Raw genomic sequence first — 26,784 nt, 5'->3', positions numbered from 1 at the left:
AAAATCAATTAATGCCTTTGTAGCTGTTCTATCCTGCGTCTATACTTTACATTATATTTTGGTATACATTACCTGCCCCGATTGGTCCGCTCAACATCAAACCTTTCCTGAGGTTTAAACCGTGCTGTTTGCAATTCTCCTCATCGCGAATAACGTAGGCAAAAAGCTTTCTGATCACGGGCATATCCTGATCGAGCAGCTTGAACTGATTGCCATACATTTCCCTGCCTTTTCTGGAGATAAACTCCAGGCTTTTCTGGAAATTGTAGATGATCTGGTTGTTTTGGATGGTATAGAACATGTTTGTGGTTTTTGATGATTAAAGCGGTTCGCTGTAATTCTTGCCCGAAAATGTTTTGTGGGGACTTTCCTTTTCTTCGGTAGTTTGGGCTTTGGTTGTTTTGGGCGGTGAGGCCTGAAATTTTGGAACGTTGAGCATCCAGTTTCTGGCTGCCGCTTTCCAGTCTTTCATTTTCGATTTGCCGCCGACCATCCATCCGTTGCTTTCGTAGTAATTGAAAAATCGTTCGGCTTCGGTACTCGGGTGTCCTTTCTGTTCAAAATATATCTGAATGTGCTCAATTGGTGGCTTTTGAAAGGCTTTTTTCTTTTTTTCGTTCATATCTGTAGTTTTTGATTGATTTTGAACTTCTTCGTTACTATATATAGAGTGTATATGTTTTATATGTTTATATAATGGTACCAAATTTTGGACAGGTGGTGGACAGGTACCTGTATCAAATATGGACAGGTGAACCTTACTTCCTTGATTCGGGTCAAACGACGGATGATATCGGATAAAACCGTGTAATTCCAAGTCTTTAAGCACTTTTGCGTAAGTGGTTGTAGAATTAATCTTCGACATCTTCATAACCTCCTTTCTGTAAATGGTAATTGGGTTTTCAAACCGGTTCCAGTTCCATATCCTGAACAATGAAATGTACATGCTCACATGGTTCGGTTTTAACTTCTCATTGGCATCCATCATTGCAAAAACATTCTGTTGATGCCTGATATAATTCATAGTCGTTGCATAAATGAGGCATTACCCACATTTGTTCTTGGCAATCACTTCCTGGATATCACCATAATCGTAGTAGATGGTTCCGCCTATCTTGGTAAAAGGCAATACGCCGCTTACCCGAAGGTGTTGGAGTGTTCCAGGTGAAATGTCGAGCAATTCCCTGACTTCATAGGATTTTAGCCATTTCTTTTGCTGGCCTCCCGGATTCTTCTTGAGTAGTTTCTCGATGTCTGCCAGAAGCTCTATTTTGAACTCCCGCAAATCGTCCGTAGTAATGATTTCTGTTGCCATAACATTTGATTGATATTGATATGACACAAAGGAAAGTATAAAAACAATACAAAAACAGTTGTTAGGGGTTGAACAACCCCTAACAACCCCATAGATTATCAACACATTACAGCGATATAAAATTTTCGGTACAATTATTGATACGAGGCGTTTTCATACAATTTTATCTGCAAAAACTATTGTTATTCAATCGACCTATAAAGTTTAAGAAAAAGCTCTTTTGTAGACTTATATGTTGCCGCATCAATGCCCGTGCATTTATTGTTTAAGCTCTTATACGATATATTGTTATTGTTCTTTGATTTGAGAACCCCTGAAATGATCCTAATGGTTTCCTTTCTGTTCTGGGTAAGTATTAAACCAACTTCGATGCACTTCGTAACAACACATGCTATCTGGGGCACCGACAAGCTGGTTTGTACTTTATCTGTTTTAGAAATTGGCTGTTCTGCTTCTAGTACTATAGCATTTTCTTGAGATAAGTGATATTCGTGATCATAGGAGCTCAATTCTTTTTTTAACCAATTTACAACCGAGGTTCTAAGGCTTGGTATTTTAGGTAAAAACCCGTCCGCTTTTACAACCATAACTTGTGACACATGTTTTTTAAAGCATCGAAGCTTACGAAGCTTATTTTTTATGCCCGTTTCTTTTTCTACATTTTGTTTAATCACTTCAATTATATGGTTATAAATCTCGGTTGAATTAAAATTGTACGAAATAATCACTTTAACAAGCCTTTCAAAGTTATTTCCCGTGGAGTTATTGTTACACACCTTTGAGGTGATTCGGGAAAGCAATTTATCGACATACCATATCTTTCTAAAAGAGCAGTTTGCATAGCCCAACTCTTTAAAATGAGATACTACTTCCTTAATTACCTCAAGCTCCCCTGACTCAATATCTAGCAAATATATTTTATCCAGCTTTGCTTTAAAGCGTTTTCTGTAGCGCTCATAATAAAGCTGCGGCACTTTTAATTCGCTATCAAAATCTTTAGGGAACTGTACATGCAAAAAATTAACAAAACCAATTAAGGTGTTAACCATTTTTGATATTACATTCTTGTTGCATTCTTCGGATAGTTCACAACAAACAGGACTCTCCTGTAGTTTTTTAAGTATCCTAACAGAGCTGTTTTGATACACACGGATTTGCTGCCCGACAATTTGAGGGGGAGTGTTAGAAGTGGCCAAATAGAGCATACCTTGCTTTAAATCAAACAAAGTGACGTTTTGCCCAATGGAACGTTCGTTGTTCAAGTGGGATTTCAGACTGCAGCTTTTAGGGTTGCCGATATGCTCAACAACCCTCTCAAATGAATCAAGTAGGTAAGGCATTTCTGGTCTATTTAGTATATAAAAAAGGTTATTTCTGCGTCAAAATCAACCTTAAACATAATTATTTTTCGACCAAATACCAACAAATCGAACCAAAAACTATGACCTTACCTTTCTCGAAACCATGGCTTTAGAATCTTTTCCTTCCAAAACCTGCTTTAATTTTTGCATGTCCGAGCTAATTTTGTTTTTAAGCACACGGGCATAAATCATTGTTGTAGTCAACTTTGTATGTCCTAAAATCTTACTTACAGTTTCAATAGGCACTCCATTGCTTAAAGTTATGGTTGTAGCAAAAGTGTGACGAGCTATGTGAAACGTCAGATTTTTTTTAATTCCACAAACATCCGCAATCTCTTTTAAATAGCTGTTAAGCTTTTGATTAGATATAATGGGGAACAATCTTTCGTTATGGATTGCTCTTGGGTGATCTTTGTATTAATCAATTATTTCCAACGGAATTGGAAGTAATGGAATATTTACACTAACATCAGTCTTTTGTCTTTTTGTACTAATCCAATATTCCCCATCAATACCTATATTGATATTTTCCAACTTCAGTTGCTTTACATCAACGTAAGCCAAACCTGTGTAACACGCAAACACAAACAAATCTTTTGTAAAATCCATACGTTCATTTGAAAAATTTCTATTTACCAATATTTCAACCTCTTTTTCTGAAAGAAAGGTTCGTTCCGATTTTTTAAACGAAAGTTTGTATTTGGAAAACGGATCCTTTTCAACCCACTCTAATTTAACCGCCATTGTTGTCATCTTCCTAAGCCGTTCAAGATGTTTCATTACCCCGTTGTTGGACAATGGCCTTTGATGATCGGTTGGGGTATGGTTCCTCAAATAAGATTCAAACCCCGTAATAAACTGATAATTCAACTGACTTAGGTAAATATCATCCACCTTTTTCTTCTCTTTTAGAAACTTCTTGATATACTTTTGAGTGGTAAAGTAGTTTTTCAACGTACCATAACTTAAAATATTAACCTGCGATTCGTTATGATATTGAATCAAATGCAAAAGTGTTTTACCTTCCTCAATATTTCCTTGGTAATGGTTTTTTAAAATAAGCGGCGTTATCATCCGTTCTTCGTAACGGAGCTTATCAAATATGTTCAGAATCTTACTTCTCGCAGAAGCAATAGCTTGGTTTACTCTCAAATAATCCTTATCCGATGTTTTCACTACTTCATTTGAAGAATCCCAAGCATTAACATTGACTCGATAGTTGAATGAAAAATCAATGCGTTTAGTGTTATAAGATATCCTAAGGTACAACATGCCTAATTCAGGATTCTTCTTGGTGGTTCTTAAAAAAAACTTTACGTAAAGTAATTGACTGTTTAACATGACATTATAATTAATTGTGGTTAATAAATCATTTTGAATTCAGGTTACACCTGAAATCGTTTATTCACAATCAATATCAATCAAAATCAATGGCAGTTATCTTGTATAAAAATCAGTATATCAACATATTTAACTCTCAAGTGTAACTAAAGTACATAAATTTAAAGTTACACTCAAGTTACACCTCAAATATGAATTACATTGATATTAACTGATTTGCTAAAAAACAAAAAAGCTTGAAAACCATACAGTTTACAAGCTTTTGATATTTTTAAAATCTTAAATTGTCGGGATGACAGGATTTGAACCTGCGACCCCTGGTCCCCCAGACCAGTGCGCTAACCGAACTGCGCCACATCCCGAAAAAATTAGTACTATTCTTGCATTAGGGATTGCAAATATATAAAAAACTTAATCTTTTAATAAAGCTTACAACATAAAATATTTCCTTTTCGTTACAAAAACCCTTAACCTGTTTCTTTATCAAATACATACCATTTTGTCTTTATTATTTTAATATTCGCATGCAACCTTTCATATTTTTTATTGTCTTATAACCAAAATTTCTAAGTTCAACCACAAATAATTACTGTTGATACCATTTTTATTTTTGTTCAACCATTTTTTAATATTTTTGCAACTGACTTAAAACGCAGCATGAAAGACAAAGATCTATTACAAAGATTATCTTCAGGTGATTCAAAAGCCTTTCAAGAGATTTTCATGCGTTATTACCAACAGTTGGTTGTATTTGCGAGTAAATTGGTTTATGACCTTGATCAATCGCGGGATATAGTCCAAGAGGTTATTGTTAATTTTTACGAAAAACGAGATAACATACAAATTCATACCTCATTAAAAGCACATTTATATCAATCTGTCCGAAACCGTTGCTTAAATTATCTAAAAAGGGAACAAACTATTCGCACGCATCATTCTAACATCTTTGAGGAACGAAAAGAACATCACCAAGAATTTAAGGATCTGATGGAAGAGACGGAATTGGAAAATAGAATTTATCATGTTATTAATTCATTACCAAAGCAGTGTCAAAAAATATTTGAAATGAGCCGTTTCGACGGAAAATCAAATGCCGACATTGCGGAGGAGCTAAATATTTCGAAGAGAACTGTTGAAACTCAAATTAGCAATGCACTAAAAAAAATAAGAATAAAATTTTTTGATCACATGACCGTTGTAGTTATTTCACTCTCCTGTGTATTTCTCAAAATCCTACTCCATGGTTAAGATTCATTCTAAATAAACCTGTATTCAATATTTTTTGTACGTGTTCAACAATAATCAGTTGTCTTAATAAAACAAAAATAAACCTTAACATCACTATTATGGAATTTTTACTTCAATTATTGGCAGAACTTATTCAAGGTAACGAAATTGAAAATAGCGTTCATACGAATAAAGAACCAGAAATAGCTGAAGTTAAAGAAAACGAAGAGTTAGAGAATATTTTTGGCATGATGCATTTTCATTGATACTTTATATTTTTTGACCGTTTTTATTTTATATTGCAGGGAGAGTGAAAGAGAATAAAAAAAATATGATTCAGCATATCGTTGGATGCTTAACCAGGGATATAACAAACGATGAGTTGTGTAAACTTGACGTTTGGAAAAAAGACGCGGCTGAAAACCAAGAACAGTTTGAGCAGCTGGAGTCAGCATGGGTCAAAAGCAAGAACCTGCATGTTTTCAGCCAAATAGATGTTGAAAAAGACTGGAAACGAGTATGCGACAAAATTGGGAAAAATAAAAAGAAAAGAAATAACCTTAAAAGAATTAGTATATCTGCGAGAAAAATAGCCGCCATATTTATCCCACTTATGTTTGTGGCAATTTCAGGTGTTTTATTTTGGAACGTTCCCGGTTTCGGAAGATTAAGCGCCCATAAAAGCAGTTCAACCATTCATACAATAACCTTACCCGACGGATCAAAAGTTACGCTTAACAAATACAGTAAAATCATTTATCCGAATAACATCGCATCTTCGGAATCGCGGGATATTGAGCTAAACGGGGAAGCTTTTTTCGAAGTTTTCCATAATAAAACTCCGTTTAACGTAGAGGCAGGCAGCCTATTGGTGCAAGTGTTGGGAACCGAGTTCAATATACAGGAAAATGGTTCTGAGGTAGCTGTTTCCGTCATTTCAGGAAAGGTAAATATTTCTGCTAACGACAAGCAATTACAGTTGACCAAAGGAAAAAGAGCTGTATTGAGCGGCGGTATTTTAGTAGAGGAACATGGCGAAACAGAAAACGATATTTATTGGTGTTCAAAACACCTGAAGTTCAACCAAGCCAATTTGGTAGATATTTGTAAGGAATTACAAAAAAGCTTCCAGGAAATCAAAGTGGTTAAAATAAATACCAAAGATCTAAGTACCAAGGTTACTACTTCGTTTAGGAACCAAAGCTTACAAGATATTTTGGCAGAGCTGCAAATTCATTTCAATAAAAAAATAACATTTGACGGTGCAACCTTGACGGTCTCTGATTAAAAATCCATATTTTTACGGGATTCATTAATATCTGAATGATCAAATCCCGCACAATAAGAATATACATCACAGTAATGCTTCTTGCTTTCAGTAGCACAGCATGTGTGCTTGCACAATCAATTCTGGATAAGTTTGTGTCTATAAACATCGATAGTGGTTCCACCTCCGAAATTTTAAATGCCATAGAAGCTGAAACAGATATTTCGTTCGGCTATAGCAATAAGGTATGCATTGTCGATTTTATTCAGCTTACTACAAACAGAAATACAATAAAAGGTTTTTTAAACGAGGTATTTGCGGCATGTGATATAGAACTAACCGAGAAAAAAAGAAAAATACTAATCCTTCCGAAAAGCCCCAAAGAGACGGAGAAATTTGTTATTAGCGGTTTCGTAAAAAACATTAAAAATGGAGAAATCCTTATCGGTTCTTCTATTTACGACGCAGTATTATGGGAAGGAACCACCTCCAATAATTTTGGCTTTTATAGTTTAACCCTCCCCAAAGGAGATGTTATACTGAATTGCTCTTTTGTTGGTTATCATTCGGTACAACACTCCTTTGCACTAGACAAAGACACAACAATAAATTTCGATTTGTTGTACAATACCCAAATAAAAGAGGTGCCGATAGTGGGTTTTATTTCCAAAGAGGGTATCAATACCACACGTACCGGTACGATTAATGTACCGGTTGAGCAAATCCAGAAGTTCCCTTCATTTCTTGGCGAAGTGGACGTTATTAAAACCCTGCAACTCTTACCTGGAATAAACAGTGGCAGCGAGGGTGTCAGCGGGCTGTTTGTAAGAGGTGGTGGGGTGGATCAAAATCTGTACCTGCTCGATGATGTTCCTGTTTATAATATCTCCCACCTTTTCGGTTTCTTCTCCGTATTCAACGCCGATGCACTTAATAATATTTCGGTAACCAAAGGAGGCTTTCCCGCCCGCTATGGTGGTAGGTTGTCTTCGGTTATAGACATACGAATGAAAGATGGCAATAATGAAAAGATCGGCGGAACGGTAAGTTTAGGGATGATGTCATCTAAACTAGCCTTGGACGGCCCATTGTACAAAGATAAAACCACGTTTAGCTTTTCGATAAGAAGATCATATTTCGATGTTTTTGCCTTGCCCCTTCAGGCACAACAGAATACCCGTACGGCTTTTTATTTTTATGATGCCAACGGAAAAATAACGCACAAATTGTCCGAAAAAAGTAAGCTATATATAAGTTATTATGGTGGTAGGGACCGTTTTTTTTCGAAATATAATTTCAACGAAGTACGCGACCCTAACCAGCCTGCCGATGAAGACCAAACGCTAAACATTAATGATCAGGGTTATTCGGGCTGGGGCAATGCGGTCGGTTCTTTGCGTTTGAACAAAATTCATAACGAAAAGCTATTTTCCAATATATCTTTATCCTTTAGCAACTATTCGTATTTTGTGGGCTACGAAGAGCACTCCATCACACCTGGCATTTGGAACTACTTTGAGCAGAGATATCACAGTGGAATATTAGATGTAATGCTTAAGGCCAATTTCGATTATTTTATGAATCCCAGACATCATGTACGGTTTGGAGCTTCCTATACGAACCATACCTTTAATCCCGGTGCCGATGTTCTGCGCAGAACCCAAAATACGACTACCGTGCTGGATTCAACAATTGGTGGCGACAAAGTTTACGGTCAGGAAATGTTTTTATACGTAGAGGATGATTTTGCCATTAGTCAAAGCCTCAAGGTTAATTTGGGAGTACACACCTCAATATATAACACCGAGGATAAAACCTATCATTCAGTGCAACCCAGAGTGTCGGCACGATTATTACTGCACCCTAAATTTGCTATTAAAGCGGCCTTTTCAAAAATGACACAATATATGCATTTGCTAGGTTCCTCATCCGTTTCGTTACCCACCGATCTTTGGATTCCGGTAACCAGCAATATTGCGCCGCAACATGCCAATCAGTTGGCGCTCGGATTTAAATGGCAATGGCGGCAAGGGTTCCACTTAACGGTTGAAGGGTATTCGAAAGATTATAAAAATCTATTGATTTCAGTGTATAACAGGTCCGTTATAAATGATAATCCAGACGCATTAGATGATTTAACATATGGAAGTGGGTATTCCGAAGGTATAGAGCTTCTGGTGCACAAAAAAACCGGTGATCTGACCGGGTGGATAGGTTATTCGCTCTCTAAATCCAGACAAAGGTATAGTCTGATAAATAATGGGAAAGATTTTCCTTCGGCCAATGACAGGGGTAATAGTGTGGGTTTATTCAGCAACTATAAATTTAACAACAAAGTTGACCTGGCCTTAACATGGTCCTTTGGAACAGGAAACGCAGTTACATTGCCATCGCAAAAATTTTATACGCCAGTGCTTCCAACACAAGGAACGCAGAGCGAATCTAACACCTCCTATTCAGAATACATTGGAAACATAAATAACTACAGGATGCCTAAATTTCACAGGTTAGATGTAGGCGTTAATTTTAAAAAGAAAAACAAGCTAGGCCAAAGAACATGGAGTTTTGGGTTATATAATGCATATGGTCAGCAAAATGCCTTTTCAATATATTTTTCAACCGATATAGATGAGAATACAGGTGAAGTAACCCGACATCTTAAGCAGTTGAGCATATTCCCGGTACCCCTTCCTTATATTCGTTATACTTTAAAATTTTAATCCTGGCAGGATGAAACCATATTATAACATATCAATTTCATTGACAGTACTTTTTTGTTTGCTTCTGTTGGTGGCTTGCGAAAAAAAATTGGATTATCAATTGACCAATCAAGAATCTCAGGTCGTAATGTATGCTTTCCCCATGCCCGACAGCACATTGAAACTGCATGCCAGCTATTCCACAAATGTTCTGACAACCAGTGACTACAAAGGAATTCAAGGACTAAAGTATAAAATTGCCGTAAATGGAACAGAGGTAGCTTCTGGAGAATATCCTTTCGGAGAAAAATGGTTAAACCTGCCGGAAATCACCTCTAATACCCATGAAAACTACATCATCAGCTACCTACTCAACGATGGCACCAGCATTATTGGAAGTACCACAATCCCGCAACAAGTTCCAATTGAAAGCCTGGATACGGTGAGCACTTCATATGCCAACAAGGAGGGCGATGATGAAGAAATGTTAAGGTGTACTTTAAAACTGAATGATCCGGTTTCTGACGAAAACTATTACCAGGTAAGAGTTGATTATATACAAGATGTTGTTTCCTCACCTCAATCAAGCACAATAGAAACGATAGACTTTATAAAAGAAGACAAGGTATTTTTAATTAGAGACGATGAATCGGTTCTTTTAACGGATGTAGATTTTCAAGGAACTTTTACCGACCATTTATTTAACGGACAAAGTTATGAAGTTAGCTTTTTGATACCCGAAGAATATTTAAATACTAATTCTGAACTCATCCCCTCTCGTTTAGTCATTCATTTATATACACTAACTCCCGAATATTACCAATTCCTTCGGTCAACTATTGAAGAAGAAGCGTTCAGGGATTACCCAATATTTGAACCGGTAAACGTGTTTACCAATATAAATAATGGGATTGGCGTAGTTGCAGGATTGGCAGTTGATACGTACACCATCTTTTTGAAATAATTCTTACGCATGTATTTTTGTCAGTGTTTTTGGTGACAAATTTTAATTTATTTGCTTTATTCCAAAAAGGCATTAATTTTGAAATGCAGAAATGTAAATATATAAATGAATAAAAATAAAATATAGATAGAATTATGGCAATGTTTGAAAAAATGGATTTAGGATCAGATAAAAACGCTTCGGAAGAAGTAACAGCAACTGAAAAAGTGAAGGTGTTAATCATCGGTTCAGGACCTGCCGGATATACAGCCGCTATTTATGCTTCCAGAGCTAACCTAAGCCCTGTTTTATATGAAGGAATGCAGCCTGGAGGTCAGTTAACAACAACTACCGAAGTTGAAAATTACCCCGGTTATCCTGAGGGTACTTCGGGTCCGGTAATGATGGAAGACCTGAAAAAACAAGCTGAGCGTTTTGGTGCTGATGTTCGTTTCGGATATGCCTCAGCGGCCGACCTATCGGAACGTCCATTTAAAATAACAGTGGACGGAAACAAAGTGATTGAAGCTGAAACGGTAATTATTGCCACCGGCGCTACAGCCAAATATTTAGGTATTGAAGATGAACAAAAATATGCCGGCTCGGGTGTTTCCGCTTGTGCCACATGTGATGGTTTCTTTTACAGAGGAAAAAAAGTTGCCGTAGTAGGCGGTGGCGATACTGCATGCGAGGAGGCATTGTACCTTGCTGGTTTAGCTGAAAAGGTTTATATGATTGTGCGCAGGGATGAGCTTAGAGCTTCAAAAGTCATGCAACAAAGAGTATTTGACAACGATAAAATAGAGGTTTTATGGAAACATCAAACCAAAGGGTTGACAGGAGATGGCGTAGTTGAGGGCGTTGACTTATATATTAATAAAGGAGAGCCAAACCAGGAAGAAGTACATGTTGCTATTGATGGGTTTTTTCTGGCTATTGGACACACCCCTAATTCCGAAATTTTCAAAGATTATTTAGAAACGGACGAAGTGGGTTATATTCAAACCATTGCTAACACAGCAAAAACTAATGTTGCCGGAGTGTTTGCTTGCGGCGACGTTATGGATAACCAATATCGTCAAGCCGTAACAGCTGCCGGTTCAGGATGTAAGGCTGCCATGGATGCGGAAAGGTTCTTGGGTGAAAACTAATACAGTTTATACAATTTAATATGCAAGGCTTTCCTTTGGGTTAGCCTTTTTTTGCTTTCCGGTTTATTATATGCTCGATTCGTTGATGAAATCTGCGGGTTTGTTGAATGCTTTTGGGTAATATTAATACTTAAATTACTTTTGATATAGGCATTAAAAATCCACCATATAATCATACCCCATGAAAATAAGAAGTAACATATCCATTAGCGAATCCGGCTTCGTGTTTGATGCAAAGACAGGGGAATCATTTTCGCTGAATCCTACCGGAAGAGAGATACTCCAATTAATTAATTTGGGCAAGAACGATCCTGAAATTAAGGAGTATATGATGACCAAATATGAAGTATCCGAAAATATTCTGGATCGACATCTAGACGATTTTGTACAGATGCTTCGATTGTTTAACCTTGCCGAAATCGAATAGCCATGAGCGATAAACTAAAGATTACGATAGCGGTTACCGGTTTGAACAATACGGACAACCCGGGACCCGGGATTCCGGTTATCAGGGGGATCAGGGATTCGGAATTGATCGAAGCCCGTATCATCGGATTATCCTACGAAAATTTGGAGCCCGGCATTTACATGAGGAATATGGTTGATAAAACATATATGATACCCTACCCTTCAATTGGTGTAGAGACATATATGGATCGGATCATTCAAATTCATGAACAAGACCCTATTGACCTAATTATACCAAACCTGGACGCAGAACTGCACACTTTTATCAAGGCCGAGAAACTTTTAAAGGAACACCATATAACAACCTATTTGCCTTCGTTCAAACAACTTGAAGAAAGAAATAAAGGTAATTTGGTTTCATATGGTGAAAAATATAGCATTCAAGTTCCCAAAAGCATTTCCGTCACTTCGTTCAACGATGTTGACCATATTGAAGATGAATTCTCCTATCCTGTTTTGGTAAAAGGAAAATTTTACGATGCCTATGTCGCCCAAAATTCGGAGCAGGTGATGACAGCATTTAATAAGATTAGCGCCAAATGGGGACTGCCCATCATTATACAACAGTTTGTTAAGGGAACCGAAGTTAACGTAGTAGCATTGGGTGATGGTGAAGGCAATACCGTTGCCGCTGTACCCATGCGCAAACAGTATATCACCGATAAAGGAAAGGCATGGAGCGGCGTGACCCTCGACGATCCCGATTTAATGGAAATAACCAGGCGTTTGATTAAAGAGAGCAAATGGAAAGGCGGTATGGAACTGGAAATGATACGAACGGAAAACAACGAATATTTCCTGATCGAAATTAATCCCAGAATGCCGGCCTGGGTATATCTGTCGGTGGGTGCCGGACAAAATATACCAGAAGCGTTGACCTTATTGGCTATGGGAAAAGATGTTAAACCAATGACAACATATGATGTGGGAAAAATGTTTATCCGATATTCATATGATTTAATTGGTAATTTGGCCGACTTCGAAAAAATATCAATGCAGGGGAATCTTTGATCAGTCATCTGTTGGAGCGAAGCGACATCCCGTATCCTTAAGTTATTTAATTTTGCGGGGCATCAGTTGGCAGTCTTGCTAACGATTATTCAAACAAGTAAAATCCCGTATCCTTTACCATTAATTTCTGCGGGACCGAATACCGATTGTTAAATTAAAAATCATGGAAAAATTAGCGTACGAAAAACCGATCATCAATAAAATAAGTGCAGGTGTACCGGATAAGTTTGGACTGGGTTCAAACATTCAACCCGTATCCACCATCAATGGAATTCCTGTAAAAGAATTGGTTGAACAATATGGTTCTCCTCTTTTTGTGCTTTCGGAAAAAACGATTCGGGAGACCTATCAGAAAGCGGTCAATGCTTTTAAAATCAGGTATCCAAAGGTACAGTTTGCCTGGTCGTATAAAACCAACTATGTAAACGCCGTTTGTAATATCTACCATCAGGAAGGCTCCTGGGGAGAGGTTGTCAGCGGGTTTGAATACCAAAAGGCAATTGCCAACGGCGTACCTGGGAACAAAATTATTTTTAATGGACCGGACAAAAGCAGGGAAGATTTAACTATTGCTATCAATAACGAGTCCCTGATTCACCTCGACCATCAGGATGAGTTTTACGATATTCAGTCCATCACGAAAGAAACAGGAAAAAAAGCCAAGGTGGCAATTCGTGTAAATATGGATACGGGAATACACCCTAAATGGGTGCGTTTTGGATTTAACCTGGAAAATGGGGAAGCTTGGGCCATTTTAAACAAAATAATGGTGGATGATGGATTTGAACTTATGGGCCTTCATACGCACATAGGAACATACATTATGGATACCAATGCTTATGCCATAGCTACAACCAAGCTTGCACAACTGGCCGTCCGTATCCATCACAAATACCATCATCATATCAAATATATCGATTTAGGAGGTGGTTTCGCTTCCAAAAACACATTGAAAGGAGCCTACCTGCCAGGCAGCGATACTTGTCCCACCTTTGACGAATATGCCGAGGCCATTACAAATGCTCTGCAACATTCCGATATTCAGTACAATCATATGCCTATGCTGATACTGGAAACGGGTCGCGCGCTCATCGACGATGCCGGATTTTTGATTGGTACTGCCCTGGCTAACAAAAGGCTACCTGATGGACGACGTTCTTTGATCATTGACATAGGTGTTAACTTGTTGTTTACCTCCTTCTGGTACGAACATCAGATAGCACCTGCGCAGTTAACAACCCCAAATACCGAGGATACCATTATTTACGGCCCATTATGTATGAATATCGATGTGATTAGGGAAGCCATTAAGTTTCCGGTGGTGGAAAAAGGAGACCAAGTGGTTATCAGTAGAATTGGCGCTTATAATATGACCCAATGGATGCAGTTTATTACCTATCGACCCAAGATTATAATGATTGATACCAATGGTAAAACCCATGTGGTACGCGAAAATGAGAATCATGATACCATGAACGCCTTGGACCATATCCCAGAACATTTGAAAGATATAAACTTATAAGTTGAACTAAAGACGCTCACTTCACTTGTTGTAAGGTACTTCCTCCTTACTGAGTGTAAATGACGATTGCCTTTGGGCCCAGCAGAAACTTATTTAAACGATGTACAAAAATATCCATACATTATTAAAGTCCGATAACGCCAGTTTATTTGCGGATAGTCTGCTAAACAGCTATTCTCAAATATTCTTTTCTACCTACAAGCCCTTTGCCGTGTTGATTATGCTGGTTACGTTTATCGATTTTTATACCGGATTAACCGGATTATTGGCCGTCATGGTTACTTCTGTTGGCGGATTTTTGTTGAATCTGGATAAAAACAACATTGCCAAAGGGTTATACGGTTTTAATGGATTGCTGGTGGGCCTTGGGCTAGGTATTTATTATAGCTTTAGCTGGTATTTAATATTTATAGTGGTAATGGCCGCAATTCTAACTTTATTTATTTCGGTAAGTATGCAGGGCATTATCGGTAAATATAATATTCCGTACTTAAGTATACCTTTTTTGTTGGGCATTTGGATTTTTACCATTGCCACCAAACATTTTGATGCCTTAGGCATAAGCGAAAGGGGCATCTATACCATGAACGAGCTGTATGTAATTGGAGGACATTCGCTGGTTAAAGTTTACGAGTATTTTAACGCCGCGGAAATCCCGCCCTTTTTAAAGGTCTATTTTATTTCGTTGAGTGCCATATTGTTTCAATACAATGTTTTGGCTGGTTTAATTTTATCCATCGGCCTGTTATTGTTTAGTCGTATCGCATTTTCGTTGTCGTTAATTGGATTTTTTATCGCTTACACATTTTATCGGAGCATAAATGCCGATATCACTCTCATCGAATACAGCTATATCGGTTTTAATTATATTTTAACGGCCATTGCCATCGGAGGTTTTTTTCTGATACCTTCTCCGCGTTCTTATGTGAGCGTTGGTATTCTGGTACCTTTGGTAGCTATTCTTTCCATCAGCCTAAGTTCTGTACTCCTGGTTTTTAACCTGCCCATTTATTCGTTACCCTTTAACGTTATGGTGTTGATGTTTTTATATGTACTTAAGTACAGGATGAGCTACTCTTCAAAGCTGGCCGAGGTGTATTATCAGTATAATTCGCCGGAAGCAAACCTCTACACCTACGTCAACAATCAACAACGTTATCAATTTTTAAACTATACTCCTGTAAAATTACCATTTATGGGCACATGGAAAGTGTCTCAAGGGCATGATGGAGAATACACACACCAAAAAAAGTACAGGCATGCCTGGGATTTTGTGATTACGGATAATGAAGATAAACAGTTTAAAAATGAAGGTAATTTTTTAGAGGATTACTATTGCTATAATAAGCCTGTAATAGCATGCGACAAAGGTGTGGTAGAGGAAGTGGTGGATTATATAGATGACAATGTGGTTGGTGAAGTTAACCTGGAACACAATTGGGGAAACACCGTTGTTATTAAACACAACGATTCCGTTTACTCCAAGGTAAGCCACCTGAAAAAAGATAGTATTACCGTAAAAAAGGGAGATTCTGTGGGTTTTGGTCAGGTAGTTGGCAAATGTGGTAACTCAGGCCGTTCGCCATACCCTCATATTCATTTTCAGCTTCAACCGTTTCCTTATATTGGTTCAGAAACACTCGATCATCCTATCAGCAATTTCTTAATTTATAATAATGGCTCCATCTCATTCAACAATTACACGGTGCCCAAACAAGGAGAACTAATCTCCAACATAGAAACCAACGAGTTAATAAAGCAGGCTTTTCATTTCGTGCCCGGACAACAGATAAAGTTCAACGTTGAAGGAAACAAGGTTTTAGAGCTGGTTTGGAACGTAAAGTTAACACCTGCAAATGAGACTTACCTGGAATGTACGTTAAGCAAATCAAAAGCTTATTTTGTATCTACCGACAACCTGTTCTACTTTACCCATTTCGACGGGAAAAAAGAATCGCTGTTGCATCATTTTTATTTGGGTGCATTTAAAATACAAAAGAGTTTCTATACCCATCATCAGGTAAATGATGATATTCCTTTACATCAATATTTTCCTAAAAAATATCTGTGGTTCCTCGATTTTATCAGTCCATTTATACGTCTGGCCAAATCCAGGTTCAGCCTGAATTATATAAGTGTGGACGATGTTTTTTCACCTTCCAGAATTGAGTTACAGTCGACAACCATGAATACTTTTATCGGTAAAAAAATAAATGATAACCAGTATATTATACAAATAAACCAACATGGATTAGAAAGTTTTAATATTAAAAAAACAAACAAACATATCTCACTTAAAAGAATCTTGAATAACGAAGTCAGCTTGGCCGCTTATCCGTGACTGACAGAACCGCTTGCCGGCGGGCAGGCAGGGGGCAGATAATTTGATGATAACCCCACCCGTAACGTTACGGTATTGAATATTGTATTCATTATCAAGGTTCTGCTTATTTTTTATACTATGAAATCAAATAAACTACAGAAATACCTTTTATGTAAACAGATAATTACTCTGACTTTTGTTTTATGGATGTCGTCCGCACAAAGCATCGCACAAACCAAAACTTATGCACAAGTGGACAGCACCACCTATGCGCTTTATTTGAACGGAAATTGGCATAATTTAATTCAAGAAGGCCAACAAGCTATTGATTCAGATATCGATTACTTCTATCTGAGAATGCGCATGGCCTATGCCTACTTTAAAGTGGGTAAATATAGAAATGCCATTCCCCACTATCAGAAGGCTTTGGGTTTTAACAGTAGAGATGCTAATGCACAATATTTCCTTATGCTTTGCTACGAATATTCGGGAAGAAAGAACGATGCCTTAAAGTTTTCGGCCCACATAGATGAGAAATTGCTACCGGATATGGCTAAAAGATACAATAATGCCATTTATGCGGCCGGAATAGTTTACTCGTACAGCTCAACCAACGAAAGTTCTATAGAGGATGAAATAGTAAGCGATAACAACCTGGACAATGATGGGGTTCAAATTGCCACCAACTATTTTCATGATATAAATACTTTTGTTTCGCACAGATTGGGTAAAAGTATAATCGTACACCATGGATTGGAATACTTGTACAAAAGCGATTTTAGATATTTAATTTGGGAAGGTGAGGAAGAAACAAATACCGACAGGTTAGTAAAACAATGGAACTATGGAATCAAATTACAGGTAACACCCTGGGATGGGGGTTCCTTTACTCCCGGCATAAACTTTGTTAATGTAAAGTTACCGAATTTGGAAACCGATGATAATAGCCTCGAATCAACCTTATACAGCTTTAGGTTTGACCAGGATTTATCAAAGTTTAAACTAGGCACATCACTGTTTAGTGCTGAACTTAATTCCATTAAAACCACTCAGATTGGAGGTCATTTAACGTGGTTCCCTCAATCAAACTTAAACTTATATTATTCGTTGGATGCGTACTGGCACCAACAAAAGTATGGTAGCATTCACGAAATTTCCTTTAACCATAAGCACATTTTAGGCTTTAAAATAACAAAAAACTGGTGGGCGGAAGCATCGGCTTTATTTCCTGAAGTCATTAATTTTTACGACTTTAGTATAGGCGCATTACACAATAGCCTGGAAGGAACAAAAAACACCTTTGGCCTAACCCATATATTCTTGCTTAATAACTCAAATCTATCGTTTATTGCCGGAGCGAATGTAAATACCGGGGTTTCAAAATTTGTACCGAGTGATTTACCTTTAACAAAGTCCGGTTCCGTCAATTATAACAGAATAACTTTTTCAGGAGGATTAATATGGAAACTCTAAAAAAACTAGCATTAAGCGTGTTATTCGCTTTTACATTAAGTGTAAGCTATGGTCAGAATGGCAACTACGAAACAATGCGTCAGGCATTTAAAACCAGTTACGAAAAAGAGGCTTTTGAGAAATGGCAGGATGCCATAGATGCCCTTGAAGCTGTTTATGTTTCAGATTCGTACGAATGTAACTTGCGTTTAGGGTGGTTATATTACAATGCTGGTAACCAAAATGAATCGAAGACCCATTATCAAAAAGCGGTAGAGTTAAAGCCTTTTGCTATTGAAGCCAAATTCGGCCTTATTTACCCCATTTACGCCATGGGCAACCTGCAAGAGGTCATCAGGCTGTACGATGAAATCATTACCATAGCACCCAATAATACACAAGCCCTTTACCAGCTGGGGTCGGTTTATTTCTATCAAAAGCAGTACGAAAAAGCCAGCAATTATTTTTCAAAAGTGGTGGATTTGTTTCCGTTTAGCTACGATGCACTAATTATGCTGGCCCATACCAATTTCCATTTGAAGAAATTCAGAGAAGCTCGGGTCCTTTACAACAAAGTTTTGTTATATAACCCTGATGACGAGGTAGCCTTGGAGAGTTTAGCGTTGTTGGATTAACTTGTTGAAGAACTGAGGAACGAGGGGACTATTTTGCTTGGTTTTCAGTCCCCGATAGATCGAGATATTTTATTTTATTATAATTTAGAGTTTTCTCGAAAAACTACCCCAATTAAAAATTGTTGTTTTTCGGGATAATCGGCGATGGATATTCAGTATTGTGCTATATTTCCTACGTTACAATCTCAGTAATACCCATTTTTTTGAATCTATTCTAAACTTTCTTACTAAGAACTAAAGTTCTTTCAACAACCATGCGAATACAGGAGGTAATTTCAAAAAATAAGGCCATCAGGACAATATTTCCATACAAAATTTCTTGTAACTGTTGATTGCTTTCTCATTCTTGCCAGAAACAGTGAAATTTGTACGATCTTTTATACTAAATATTTTATTCTTTTTTATTTCCAGTATAACCCAAAAACAATTACCTACTTCTTCTATTTATCTGATTAATTCTTCAGTTTATGATAATTGCGTATCCCTTATCCTATAACGATAAGTTTAATACACTCTACAACGAACTCATTGCCCCAAATGATGCAAAGAACCGAACAGTACAAGACCTTAAAGTTGGTTGGCCTCGAGCAAAGCATCATGATAAATAGTGAGCGGTGCACCAGTGGGCTATCAGCTTATCGGCCAACTACGATTAGAACTTGTATTTTCCTAATTACGGTTATCTTTTATATATTTGGCATAATGTCTATCCTCCTTTAATGTATGATTCACAATCCAATCAATAAGTAATGTTTGTATTCTAAACATGATGAAAGTTTTACTTTTAATATTTGATTTGATTTCTGACTTTAATAATTCAAAGGACTTGATAAAATTTAAATGTTGGCTCTTCTGATGATCAATGAATGGGTAATTGTTATCCAATAGATATTTTTCTTCAGTCTCAAAATGATGTACTACATAATTATCTAAAAATGCTATTAAATTATCAATTTCTGAACTACCAACGCCTGATTTGATTGCATTTAAAAGTTTTACGGAGTTATTAAAAAGCGCCAAATGCTGTGAGTCAATCTTGTTATCTCCTACATCAAACTCATAGTTCCATTCAATTTGTTGACTTAACTCCTTTGCTCCGTCGTGAAATCCTTCTTTGGAAAACAAAAGGCATCTTTCTAAATATAGCTTAGCAGGATTATCATTGGGATTTAGTGCAAGACATTTTTCTAATAATTCAGTTGCTTTATTAATTTTTTTGTAATGATAATATGCCAAAGCTTCTTCAAATAATGGTTTTGTTTGATCTTTCAATTTTTTAATTTCTTCCCCTTCATTATCATAAATTTCATAGATAGATTGAGGTTTGGTCTTTCCTTTTACAACAACCCTATCAATAAACCGAATCGAATACTTTGAAACATCTTTTAGGTTGAAATATGTATTTTCGCTTATAAGAAGCTGTACCCCGTATTTCTTAGTAAGAGACTCCAGTCGAGCCGTTAGGTTAACTGCATCACTTATTACTGTAGTTTCTAACTTGTTGATTCCGCCAATAATCCCCAGCATGCATAAACCCGTATTTAATCCGATGCCAATTTTTATAGGTAATTGATTTTCAATCTTACGTATTGCATTGATTTGATCTAGTTTATTAAGCATCAGTAAGGAACAAATCACTGCGTCATCAGCATTTGTTGGAAATAAAGCCATTATGCTATCTCCAATAAACTTATCAATTACTCCCTTATGATGGCTAATAACGTGATCCATTTGTTCTAAATAGGAATTAATAAAATCAAAACTTTCTTTTGGTTTTAATGATTCCGAGATCTTTGTAAAATCCCTAATATCAGAAAATAGAATAGTTAGTTTAATTTCAGTCTGGTCTCCAAGTTTCAATTCAGAAATGCTGTTTTTACCAAGCAAACTATACATTTTATAAGGAACAAATCTTTCATAGGCTTTTCTGAGACTTTCTATATTTACTTTTTTATCCTGATTGTTCATTTTATTTATAAAATTTATACTACTTATTTTGAAGCTTACATTAGTATTAGTTCTTCTTTTGATGTATTCTGATAGTCCATGGGATTGTATTTTAGCATGGTCCTGGTTCGGAGAAGCAACCGCGGTTCGTTCAAGACAGGCTAAGGTGGCACCCGCAGCCTTACACAGAATCGCACATGCCGGTGTCCCCTCATACGGCTCTTTTGAATAAACAAGTACCAATTAACCAAATTCATTCTAATTTTCCAAAACAGAACAAACAAAGATGCTGATTCCTTGCCCTTTTTAGGCTCCTATAGGCTATGTTCTTAACATATTGTATCTATTCCCTTATAATTATTTGTGTATTATTCCATTATTGAATTTAATTAACTGGTTTATAGGTAAAAACAAACATGGCACACTGCATTCCCGAGACATAAAAAACGCCAAAAACCCGATTAAAATTCCTGGCAGGTATCTAAACCGGGTTGTAGTTCAACCTGAAATAATCGCTGGGTCTTGCAGACCGCTCATATACTCTATTTATTGTGCAAAGTTGTTTTACTGAGCCTCAATCATATTCTTTCTTGTATTCATTAAACTTGCATTCCTGAAGTGTCGGTTTACTTCATTAATCAGTTTGTAAGGGCGATTAAACGTCTCTTGCGAGAGTTTAAAATAATCAGAAAGTTTACGAATCGTATCTTTGGAAAGTCCTTTGTGATAATTTAAGATCTTTGAGATTGTCCCTTTGGACAAACCCAAAATATCAACTAAATCTTTAGCCTTTAGATTATGTTCATCCATCAAACCTTTCAAAATCGCGATGGGATCGGAATCTTTGAATGTATTATGCTCATTATCCCATTTCTCAATCAGAAGTGCAAGAAGATCTATTTCATCTATTACTTCCATATCATCCTGAGCAATCAATTCTTCTAGAACGTCACAATACTTATCGTATTGATCCTTGTTTTTTATTACCGTATATTTTAAAGTCTCCATTTTGGTCATTTTTAATACAATCAATAAGCATTAATATCATACTGTCGCCCTTCTTTGCAGAGCTTATCATACTCAGCGTGTGTTCCAATCCATTTTACGAACAAATGAACTTTTATATTTCCAAAGTGGTATTTGCAAATTATCCTGTAATTATTACCTCCGATATTAAATACTACTCTGTCTGAACCTTTACCCAAAATATCACAACTGTTAAAAGTCGATACAATTTCGTTTGGTTCGTTCCAATCAACTCGTTTTAAAAGCGACAACCATATCTCAAAAGACGGCCTACTTCTCGCATTCTTTTGGACATAATCCTCAATCGATTGTTTTTTTATTAGATGGACTCTCATTATCTTGATTACAAAGATACAAGAATAGTTTCACTAAAGGAAACTTTATTGTCAGATTATTTCGCGATCAAGTTAGAATTCGCGTCTTTACTAATTTTGCAGTAGAGTAGAGCCTGATAGCTTACTCCAATTAATACCCCTAAAAGTAATAATTATATGTAAACTATCAGCGCCCCCTGCATCAAACCGTATCCCGATGTTCGGGACAAGTTATGCCTCGTTTCAGTAATGCCTTGTTTTATTGTACTTGCAATGCTCTTGACGAACCTCCAATACATAATCCGGGTTTAAGATGGCCAACCTTTAAAGCAAGAGACCTCCCACAGCCCCGTGCCGTTTTAGTTTATTACGGTATTCCGTAATAATCCATCTATGACCATGCCATCCCTATGACTCCGGTAGACCGTTGTATTTCATTTTGATAAAAATCAAACGTCGAAGAAATTCATTTATATTTCTAAATTTCAACCTCATTAGTCTAATAAAATTGTAATACAGTTGTAGCTGCTTTTAATTTGCAATATTAATTAAAATTGAAAGAAATGAAGTTTCCTAAAAGTATTCTATTCGTGTTTTTTGTCGTTATAAGTCTCCAAATAACGGCACAGCAAAAGAGTAAATTTACAATCAGCAGTTCAGGTGTTAAGCCCGATGGTTCATTATCCATTGAATTTACAGGTGAGGGAGAAGGCGTGTCTATGCCTTTGGAATGGTCTAACGTACCAAAAGGTACAAAGTGTTTTGCAATAAACCTGTGGCATCATCCACACCCAACTGATTCAACCGAAGTAAAATCGTATTGGGTGGTTTACAATATCCCTGCTAACATTAAAAGAATTCCAAAAAATGCGAAAGGGTTTGGAATCGTTGGATATAACGATAAAGATCAAACGAAATATGACCCTATGAAGTCAAAAGGTCCTGGAGTAAAGGAATATAAGCTAACTATTTATGCCCTTGCAGAAATGCTGGAATTCAACAACGATAAAGTTTATCGTGCCGATTTACTGAAAGCTATAGAAGGAAAAGTACTTGGTAAAAGCACGCTAAAATATACTTATGAAACAGGCAAAACGGGGGAGGCAACTCAAGCTTTAAAGGGTTCTGAAGAAAGTAGAGAAGAAAAGACAGAGGTAATTACAGAAGCACAAAAGGAGAAGGTCAAAGCCATTCTTTCACATTATAATGCCGCCACATTAATGGCCAATGATGCCAAGGCAATACAGGAGGCATTCCGTGAAGCAGGTTTGCGAGGCGGACCAGCTGCGGAAGGAACCATACGCGAGGCAGGATTCAATCCTGATAAACTACGAGATTTAGCTCCACCGCCAGATATGGGAAAAAACAATCAGGAAGATAAGCTTCAAGAACCCGATCAGAAGAAATATTCCATTGAACAATCTATTTCCGACAGGGCACAACTAACAACTATTGGATTTTCAGGTTTAGCTTTTATAACCGGAGATTTCGGAGCATCAACATTTCTCCCTCCCGGTAAAGCGTGCGACTATTTTGGGTTTCAGTATATGCGTGATATTGATGCAGCAGAAAAAGGGCACAATCCAATGTTTGTTGACAGGGTTGTTGGTAATGTATTATTTATTCTTAACGACAAACAAAAACAACTGTTCCGTGACCTTGCAGAAGAACAAGTTTCTCAACTAGAAGCACTAGCCGAAATGCGCCTACCATTAATAAAAAGTTTTCACATGGAATTGGATGGAAATATTCCGAAAGGTAGTGATGGACTGCACAAGCAAACGGTAATGCATTATGTGGGTGATATTTTTGAACTGGATGCAAAACTTAGTATGCGCCGTGCAGAGGTTTTAGCTGAAGTGGCTAATTCACTTACAAAAGAGCAAAAAGAATATTTGGGTAAAATGAAGTTTGGCGATTTCAACACCTGGCCCGACAAAACAGAGCTGGCTCATCTTGACATGAAAAAATCGAAACTGTACAATGTGGCTTATATGACCTATGCCAGTGAGTTTTTCAGTTGGTATGCCGGTTCAGTGGAAGCTGATACTTACATCTGCCCCGAGAGACAAGGGACTTATTTTGGAGGTTTTTACATGAAGGATATTGCGGCTATGAACCATCGCGATTATGACATAAGCACTTCAATTACCGGTGATAGTGGTGAAGAATTCTTAAATAATGTACTAAATGAAACACAGAGAGGATATATTACTCAAATCCTGAATGATCAACGAAAAATACTAAAAGAGGTGGTTGATGTGCGGAGGGAATTCAGTACAGAGCTTCGTAAACTACTTAATGGTCAACAACCTGATAAAAATAAGCTATTGGCACTTGGGCAACATTATGGAGAACTTGATGGAGAACTATCATGGAATTACACAATCGCATTTGCTAAAGTAAATAAGTCTCTTACGAGTGAACAAAAATCGGAATTAATGGAACTCCGCAATTTGGATGGATTTGAGAGTGCCCCTTATTACATCTATTCAAGTCCTGTAAACAAGCAACCGGTCATTAAAAATGTCAAGCTGTTTTTTAAAGCTCCGAAATAAGGAATACATCGCTGAATTTATCTAAAAATAAGATCCAAATGAAAAAAAAGGATATTATATTAATAAACTGCATAAAAATTGGGGATTAAACGATAAGCTTTAAATCCTATTAATACATGAACAATTTTTATTATTAATATTAAATTTTTACAAACATGAAAAAACAAATTATAATTATTGCATTAATTGGTTTTATATCAATGAGTTTTATCTCATTAATGGCTCAGGAGCAACCTGATAAAAAACCAACACAAGAACAAGTAGACACGCTTACAGTCAAGCAAATAAAAACGGTTAACAAAATTTTATCTGCTTATAATAGTGAATTACTGTCAGCAGACGATGCCAAAGCTATTATGGATGCAATCAGAGATGCAAAAATCCTTGGAGGGAAAGGTGTTGAAGATGCTATTACTGGGGCAGGCTTTGATTACGAAAAAATAAAAAAACTTGCTCCGCCACCAGCCCGACCAGATGAAAAGCAAAAAAAATAATTAAGGCATATAAAATCCCCAACAAATAAGTCTTGTTGGGGATTTATTTCATAATAAGTTGCTTGTATCAGAGAATTGCGCATCAAGCACAGAATGTGATCTATAAAAACGATAAATTTGTTTATGCATTTATTAAAAAATAAAATAGAAAAATGGTCGCCGCATTTTATTGGCTTGCTTTTATTTCTAATTCTGCCAATTTTTGTTTTTGACAGGAATAATGATCGGGCTATCTATTGGATGTATAGCTATTATTATCAATTGGCATTTATGATTGTAGCTTTTTATGTAAATTATTTGATTATTGTTCCTCGCTTTTTTTTCTCAAAGAAGAAGTTTTGTTTCTTTGTTATCTTATTCTTGTTTATTGTTTTATTGCTTGCCTCTTCACAATACATTTATCATGCTTTTCAATTAGAAAACTTGCCTCCTGACAATAATATCCCCAGAGAAAGTATTCGACCAAGGAGTAGTAACAATTTTGGCCTAAACCCTAAACTTGTAGATAATTTCTTTTTGTTATTAATTGTTTTGGGTTTTAGTAGTGGGATGGCTATTATTCAACATCTCCGAAAAAACGAATCCAAACAAAAAGAAATTGAAAAAGCGCGTGTTGATTCAGAACTGGCATTCTTAAAGAATCAAATTAGTCCTCATTTCTTTTTTAATGCACTAAATAATATTTATGGGCTAATTGCTATTGACAGCGACAAAGCACAACAGGCGGTAGAAAAACTTTCAGGCTTGATGCGCTACCTGATTTACGATTCAAATATTGACACAATTGAATTGCATAAAGAATTCGATTTTACTTTGAAATATATTGAGCTGATGCAACAGCGTTTAAGCTCCAAGGTTAAACTCAATATAGACATATCGCCAAAAATTCCAGAAGGACAAATTCCTCCGTTATTGTTTATTCCATTTATTGAAAATGCATTTAAACATGGCATAAGTTATCGTGAAAACTCATTTATATCTATTCAGCTAAAAGCAGATAATAGCAAAATCGTTTTTGAATGTACGAATAGCATCCCTTCTAGCAATGAACAAAAAGGCAATAAAGGAGGTGTTGGCATTACCAATATACAAAAGCGATTAGACTTAATATATGGTACTACCTTTAATTTTGATATTCGTAAAACGGATAAAGAATATCATGTGCAATTAATCGTGCCCTTTAAACTTAAGTAAATGAATAAAATTACCTGCATAGCAATTGATGATGAACCGATCGCATTGGGAATAGTTGTTTCTCACATAAAGAAAATACATTATCTCGAATTGCTTGCAGAATTTGATAATCCCATTGATGCTTCAGAGTTTCTGCAAGAAAACCCAGTTCAGCTTATTTTCCTCGACATTAATATGCCCGACTTATCGGGCGTTGAGTTTGCCCGAACACTAGACAAAAACAGCAAGGTAATATTTACCACAGCTTACGACAAATATGCCGTGGAAGGCTTTCAGCTTCATGCACTCGATTATTTATTAAAACCCTTTAGTTACGCTGTATTCGCCATTTCGGTAAAACATGCTAAAGAGTATTTTGATTTAGTAGATTCAAAACAATCTGAAATACCAATAAATACAGGCGATGATTACTTGTTTGTAAAAGCCGAATATCAGATACATCGAATTGAATTTAGTGATATTTGGAAATAACGGTGATGTTGACCCCTCCAACGGTCATATTGACCCCTCTTGGATTTGGGTAACCGAAAATGGTT

General features: G+C 36.6%; 25 protein-coding genes and 1 tRNA gene. 16 read left to right on the top strand and 10 right to left on the bottom strand.

Translation table 11 applies throughout. The features are described from left to right. Positions 1-46: 46 nt before the first annotated feature. The 7 genes from ACRD64_RS23575 to ACRD64_RS23545 all read right to left on the bottom strand — a co-directional run bounded on the left by ACRD64_RS23575 (position 47) and on the right by ACRD64_RS23545 (position 4,379). Positions 47-301, bottom strand: a complete 255-nt coding sequence (locus ACRD64_RS23575) for a hypothetical protein (protein WP_430936770.1) — start codon at positions 299-301, stop codon at positions 47-49. An 18-nt stretch (positions 302-319) separates the two neighbouring features. Beyond that, positions 320-1,024, bottom strand: a complete 705-nt coding sequence (locus ACRD64_RS23570) for a hypothetical protein (RefSeq protein ID WP_430936769.1) — start codon at positions 1,022-1,024, stop codon at positions 320-322. A 21-nt stretch (positions 1,025-1,045) separates the two neighbouring features. Further along, complete coding sequence (locus ACRD64_RS23565) at positions 1,046-1,315, bottom strand: helix-turn-helix domain-containing protein (protein WP_430936767.1); 270 nt, start codon at positions 1,313-1,315, stop codon at positions 1,046-1,048. 182 nt (positions 1,316-1,497) lie between these two features. After that, on the bottom strand, positions 1,498-2,655 hold the full coding sequence (locus ACRD64_RS23560) for a hypothetical protein (RefSeq protein ID WP_430936765.1): 1,158 nt from the start codon (positions 2,653-2,655) through the stop codon (positions 1,498-1,500). Between the two features lie 99 nt (positions 2,656-2,754). Continuing rightward, on the bottom strand, positions 2,755-3,057 hold the full coding sequence (locus tag ACRD64_RS23555) for a tyrosine-type recombinase/integrase (RefSeq protein ID WP_430936763.1): 303 nt from the start codon (positions 3,055-3,057) through the stop codon (positions 2,755-2,757). Positions 3,058-3,093: 36 nt separating this feature from the next. Beyond that, positions 3,094-4,017: a site-specific integrase gene (locus ACRD64_RS23550; RefSeq protein WP_430936761.1), complete on the bottom strand. Its 924-nt coding sequence runs from the start codon at positions 4,015-4,017 to the stop codon at positions 3,094-3,096. A gap of 287 nt (positions 4,018-4,304) precedes the next feature. Continuing rightward, positions 4,305-4,379, bottom strand: a tRNA-Pro gene (locus tag ACRD64_RS23545). A 295-nt stretch (positions 4,380-4,674) separates the two neighbouring features. Here ACRD64_RS23545 and ACRD64_RS23540 point away from each other — a divergent pair. The 12 genes from ACRD64_RS23540 (at position 4,675) to ACRD64_RS23485 (ending at position 18,715) form a co-directional block, all read left to right on the top strand. After that, on the top strand, positions 4,675-5,265 hold the full coding sequence (locus tag ACRD64_RS23540) for an RNA polymerase sigma-70 factor (protein ID WP_430936759.1): 591 nt from the start codon (positions 4,675-4,677) through the stop codon (positions 5,263-5,265). 98 nt (positions 5,266-5,363) lie between these two features. Continuing rightward, positions 5,364-5,510 (top strand): hypothetical protein, encoded by a 147-nt coding sequence (locus ACRD64_RS23535; protein WP_430936757.1) that lies wholly within the window; start codon positions 5,364-5,366, stop codon positions 5,508-5,510. Positions 5,511-5,554: 44 nt separating this feature from the next. Then, the gene (locus tag ACRD64_RS23530) at positions 5,555-6,532 is read left to right on the top strand and encodes a FecR family protein (protein ID WP_430936755.1); all 978 of its coding nucleotides are present in this window, start codon (positions 5,555-5,557) and stop codon (positions 6,530-6,532) included. 74 nt (positions 6,533-6,606) lie between these two features. Next, positions 6,607-9,231, top strand: coding sequence for a TonB-dependent receptor (locus ACRD64_RS23525; RefSeq protein WP_430936753.1), 2,625 nt, complete (start codon positions 6,607-6,609; stop codon positions 9,229-9,231). Between the two features lie 10 nt (positions 9,232-9,241). Beyond that, the gene (locus tag ACRD64_RS23520; protein ID WP_430936751.1) at positions 9,242-10,174 is read left to right on the top strand and encodes a DUF4249 domain-containing protein; all 933 of its coding nucleotides are present in this window, start codon (positions 9,242-9,244) and stop codon (positions 10,172-10,174) included. Between the two features lie 134 nt (positions 10,175-10,308). Next, complete coding sequence (gene trxB / locus ACRD64_RS23515; protein WP_430936749.1) at positions 10,309-11,304, top strand: thioredoxin-disulfide reductase; 996 nt, start codon at positions 10,309-10,311, stop codon at positions 11,302-11,304. 181 nt (positions 11,305-11,485) lie between these two features. Further along, positions 11,486-11,731: a PqqD family protein gene (locus ACRD64_RS23510; protein WP_430936747.1), complete on the top strand. Its 246-nt coding sequence runs from the start codon at positions 11,486-11,488 to the stop codon at positions 11,729-11,731. Positions 11,732-11,733: 2 nt separating this feature from the next. Then, positions 11,734-12,783, top strand: coding sequence for an ATP-grasp domain-containing protein (locus ACRD64_RS23505; RefSeq protein ID WP_430936745.1), 1,050 nt, complete (start codon positions 11,734-11,736; stop codon positions 12,781-12,783). 163 nt (positions 12,784-12,946) lie between these two features. After that, a complete protein-coding gene (locus ACRD64_RS23500) occupies positions 12,947-14,305 on the top strand; it encodes a hypothetical protein (RefSeq protein ID WP_430936743.1) in 1,359 nt (452 codons plus the stop codon). A 100-nt stretch (positions 14,306-14,405) separates the two neighbouring features. After that, positions 14,406-16,646, top strand: coding sequence for an urea transporter (locus ACRD64_RS23495; RefSeq protein WP_430936741.1), 2,241 nt, complete (start codon positions 14,406-14,408; stop codon positions 16,644-16,646). Between the two features lie 120 nt (positions 16,647-16,766). After that, positions 16,767-18,101, top strand: a complete 1,335-nt coding sequence (locus tag ACRD64_RS23490; protein ID WP_430936739.1) for a tetratricopeptide repeat protein — start codon at positions 16,767-16,769, stop codon at positions 18,099-18,101. Beyond that, complete coding sequence (locus ACRD64_RS23485) at positions 18,089-18,715, top strand: tetratricopeptide repeat protein (protein ID WP_430936737.1); 627 nt, start codon at positions 18,089-18,091, stop codon at positions 18,713-18,715. The genes ACRD64_RS23490 and ACRD64_RS23485 overlap by 13 nt, the downstream gene beginning before the upstream one ends. A 669-nt stretch (positions 18,716-19,384) precedes the next feature. On the opposite strand, the gene ACRD64_RS23480 is transcribed toward ACRD64_RS23485, so the two are convergent. The 3 genes from ACRD64_RS23480 to ACRD64_RS23470 form a co-directional block, all read right to left on the bottom strand. After that, a complete protein-coding gene (locus tag ACRD64_RS23480; protein ID WP_430936735.1) occupies positions 19,385-20,905 on the bottom strand; it encodes a bacteriohemerythrin in 1,521 nt (506 codons plus the stop codon). A 321-nt stretch (positions 20,906-21,226) separates the two neighbouring features. Beyond that, complete coding sequence (locus tag ACRD64_RS23475; protein WP_430936733.1) at positions 21,227-21,670, bottom strand: helix-turn-helix domain-containing protein; 444 nt, start codon at positions 21,668-21,670, stop codon at positions 21,227-21,229. A gap of 20 nt (positions 21,671-21,690) precedes the next feature. Continuing rightward, on the bottom strand, positions 21,691-22,023 hold the full coding sequence (locus ACRD64_RS23470) for a type II toxin-antitoxin system HigB family toxin (RefSeq protein ID WP_430936731.1): 333 nt from the start codon (positions 22,021-22,023) through the stop codon (positions 21,691-21,693). A gap of 542 nt (positions 22,024-22,565) precedes the next feature. On the opposite strand from ACRD64_RS23470, the gene ACRD64_RS23465 reads away from it, so the two are divergent. From ACRD64_RS23465 to ACRD64_RS23450, 4 genes are all read left to right on the top strand, one after another. After that, positions 22,566-24,560: a hypothetical protein gene (locus tag ACRD64_RS23465; protein ID WP_430936729.1), complete on the top strand. Its 1,995-nt coding sequence runs from the start codon at positions 22,566-22,568 to the stop codon at positions 24,558-24,560. A gap of 155 nt (positions 24,561-24,715) precedes the next feature. Continuing rightward, positions 24,716-25,054: a hypothetical protein gene (locus ACRD64_RS23460; protein ID WP_430936727.1), complete on the top strand. Its 339-nt coding sequence runs from the start codon at positions 24,716-24,718 to the stop codon at positions 25,052-25,054. A 270-nt stretch (positions 25,055-25,324) separates the two neighbouring features. After that, positions 25,325-26,248, top strand: a complete 924-nt coding sequence (locus ACRD64_RS23455; RefSeq protein WP_430936725.1) for a sensor histidine kinase — start codon at positions 25,325-25,327, stop codon at positions 26,246-26,248. Continuing rightward, entirely contained in the window at positions 26,249-26,719 is a 471-nt protein-coding gene (locus ACRD64_RS23450) for a LytR/AlgR family response regulator transcription factor (protein WP_430936723.1), read from the top strand. It begins immediately after the preceding gene. Positions 26,720-26,784 lie beyond the last annotated feature (65 nt).

The organism is Saccharicrinis sp. 156 (assembly GCF_050589685.1).
Lineage (GTDB): Bacteria > Bacteroidota > Bacteroidia > Bacteroidales > Marinilabiliaceae > Saccharicrinis.
Note: the sequence above shows the minus strand (reverse complement) of the source record. Positions and strands in the feature narration are given on the sequence as shown.

Excerpts from the sequence above, each read along its gene's own strand:
- ACRD64_RS23575 (WP_430936770.1), bottom strand. The coding sequence starts at position 301 with ATGTTCTATACCATCCAAAACAACCAGATCATCTACAATTTCCAGAAA.
- ACRD64_RS23570 (WP_430936769.1), bottom strand. The coding sequence starts at position 1,024 with ATGAATTATATCAGGCATCAACAGAATGTTTTTGCAATGATGGATGCC.
- ACRD64_RS23565 (WP_430936767.1), bottom strand. The coding sequence starts at position 1,315 with ATGGCAACAGAAATCATTACTACGGACGATTTGCGGGAGTTCAAAATA.
- ACRD64_RS23560 (WP_430936765.1), bottom strand. The coding sequence starts at position 2,655 with ATGCCTTACCTACTTGATTCATTTGAGAGGGTTGTTGAGCATATCGGC.
- ACRD64_RS23550 (WP_430936761.1), bottom strand. The coding sequence starts at position 4,017 with ATGTTAAACAGTCAATTACTTTACGTAAAGTTTTTTTTAAGAACCACC.
- ACRD64_RS23540 (WP_430936759.1), top strand. The coding sequence starts at position 4,675 with ATGAAAGACAAAGATCTATTACAAAGATTATCTTCAGGTGATTCAAAA.
- ACRD64_RS23535 (WP_430936757.1), top strand. The coding sequence starts at position 5,364 with ATGGAATTTTTACTTCAATTATTGGCAGAACTTATTCAAGGTAACGAA.
- ACRD64_RS23525 (WP_430936753.1), top strand. The coding sequence starts at position 6,607 with ATGCTTCTTGCTTTCAGTAGCACAGCATGTGTGCTTGCACAATCAATT.
- ACRD64_RS23520 (WP_430936751.1), top strand. The coding sequence starts at position 9,242 with ATGAAACCATATTATAACATATCAATTTCATTGACAGTACTTTTTTGT.
- trxB (WP_430936749.1), top strand. The coding sequence starts at position 10,309 with ATGGCAATGTTTGAAAAAATGGATTTAGGATCAGATAAAAACGCTTCG.
- ACRD64_RS23510 (WP_430936747.1), top strand. The coding sequence starts at position 11,486 with ATGAAAATAAGAAGTAACATATCCATTAGCGAATCCGGCTTCGTGTTT.
- ACRD64_RS23505 (WP_430936745.1), top strand. The coding sequence starts at position 11,734 with ATGAGCGATAAACTAAAGATTACGATAGCGGTTACCGGTTTGAACAAT.
- ACRD64_RS23500 (WP_430936743.1), top strand. The coding sequence starts at position 12,947 with ATGGAAAAATTAGCGTACGAAAAACCGATCATCAATAAAATAAGTGCA.
- ACRD64_RS23495 (WP_430936741.1), top strand. The coding sequence starts at position 14,406 with ATGTACAAAAATATCCATACATTATTAAAGTCCGATAACGCCAGTTTA.
- ACRD64_RS23490 (WP_430936739.1), top strand. The coding sequence starts at position 16,767 with ATGAAATCAAATAAACTACAGAAATACCTTTTATGTAAACAGATAATT.
- ACRD64_RS23485 (WP_430936737.1), top strand. The coding sequence starts at position 18,089 with ATGGAAACTCTAAAAAAACTAGCATTAAGCGTGTTATTCGCTTTTACA.
- ACRD64_RS23475 (WP_430936733.1), bottom strand. The coding sequence starts at position 21,670 with ATGGAGACTTTAAAATATACGGTAATAAAAAACAAGGATCAATACGAT.
- ACRD64_RS23470 (WP_430936731.1), bottom strand. The coding sequence starts at position 22,023 with ATGAGAGTCCATCTAATAAAAAAACAATCGATTGAGGATTATGTCCAA.
- ACRD64_RS23465 (WP_430936729.1), top strand. The coding sequence starts at position 22,566 with ATGAAGTTTCCTAAAAGTATTCTATTCGTGTTTTTTGTCGTTATAAGT.
- ACRD64_RS23460 (WP_430936727.1), top strand. The coding sequence starts at position 24,716 with ATGAAAAAACAAATTATAATTATTGCATTAATTGGTTTTATATCAATG.
- ACRD64_RS23455 (WP_430936725.1), top strand. The coding sequence starts at position 25,325 with ATGATTGTAGCTTTTTATGTAAATTATTTGATTATTGTTCCTCGCTTT.
- ACRD64_RS23450 (WP_430936723.1), top strand. The coding sequence starts at position 26,249 with ATGAATAAAATTACCTGCATAGCAATTGATGATGAACCGATCGCATTG.